The following is a 1,417-nucleotide window of genomic DNA, read 5'->3' as shown; positions in this document are numbered from 1 at the left end:
TGTGAAGTCTCGAGACATCGTTCCGGTCGATGCCTCGAGATTTTTCGTTTTCAGTTGCCCTGTTGGGGGTCAAGTTCGTTGTCTTTCTTGTTGTAATAGATTTTTTCTTCGGTGAGTGTGTAGGCGGCGATTTGTGCCCCAGTGGTGGTTATTTTGATGCTTACGCGGTTGTCGATGCAGACCATGGTGATTGGTTCGCCGCCCCATCGGCGCCCGATGTAGAGGCGGCGTAGTTTGCCACCCCATCGCAGGGTTGTCTTGCCGTTGGTGCCTACTTTGTCAGTGCGTAGGCGGTAGTCGTGGTCTGGTTTGATGTCTGCTGGGAGAGCTTTGGGCAGTGCTGTGTAGGCTTCTGCGGGGGTGGTTCTGTTTAGGGCTCTATGGGGGCGTTTGTGGTTGTAGTATTCGATGATTTCTTTTAGCTGAGAGTTGAGTTCATCGAGACTTTGAGCTGGTATTTTGCTTGCTAGGGCTAGTTTAAGGGTGTAGTGGAAGCGTTCAACTTTTCCTTGTGTTTGGGGGTGGTAGGGTTTACCGTTTTTCTGCTTGATTCCTAGGTCTATGAGCAGTTGCTCGAATCCGTTTCGCGCGGGGTTTGTCCGGTCTGTGCTGGTTGTGAATGCTCGGCCGTTGTCGGTGAGGGTGGACTGGGGGTAGCCGTGTGTCTGGCCTGCATTAATGAAGCTTTCTATGACGTTTCCCACGGTGGCATTGTTGTAGGCACAGCAGGAGATGATGAACCGGGAATGGTCGTCCAAGATGGTGAGGATAGCTACTCGCTTGTGACCTGCGATGGTCCAGTCACTGTAGTCCATTTGCCATGTTTCGTTGGGTTGATCTGCTTGAAATCGTATCCATGAGCTGCGAGGACGCTTTTGTGGTTGGGCGATGACGTGACCGTTGTTTGCGAGCACTCGGTGGATTGTGGATGGTGCTGGTGGTGGGTCGATTCCCTCTTGCTGCAAGTGCCAGCGAATTGTATGGGCTCCGGCGTTAGTGCCGCGTTCTGTGAGGTCCTGGCGCAGTTTAAGTATGCGGTCGACAGTGCTGGGGTTGAGCGCTCGGGGATTAGTGCGCGGGCGTTTAGAGCGTGGTTCTAGGCGGTTGATTCCGCCTTCTCGGTAGCGGGCTTGAAGTGTTCGGATCCATCTGGTGCTGACGCCGAAATGGTCAGCTGCTTCGGCTTGAGTCATGCCGGTAGCAAGCATGGTTTCGATGATGATTTTTGGGCTTGGTTTTGATTTCTGCTCCATTTTTAAAGCATGGAGGATCGATGTCTCGAGACATCACTTTTTGTCGCGGCCGGGCAAATTTAACTTCAGAGTTTTCTACCGGATCGATGTAATGAGACATTAGTGCTGGTTAGACCGGAACTATCTCATAAGACATGCGGAACGATGTCTCCGAACCAGACACC

1 protein-coding gene is annotated in these 1,417 nt (G+C 52.3%); it reads right to left on the bottom strand.

Going from position 1 to position 1,417, the window contains the following annotated elements; all coding sequences use genetic code 11:
- Positions 1–50 precede the first annotated feature (50 nt).
- Positions 51–1,253, bottom strand: a complete 1,203-nt coding sequence (locus MHY22_RS11430) for an IS481 family transposase (protein ID WP_179387265.1) — start codon at positions 1,251–1,253, stop codon at positions 51–53.
- Between the last annotated feature and the right edge of the window lie 164 nt (positions 1,254–1,417).

Source organism: Corynebacterium sp. ACRPO, assembly GCF_022347205.1.
Taxonomy (GTDB): Bacteria; Actinomycetota; Actinomycetes; order Mycobacteriales; family Mycobacteriaceae; genus Corynebacterium.
The sequence above is the reverse complement of the archived record's forward strand: the minus strand, read 5'-3'. Positions and strand labels throughout refer to the sequence as shown.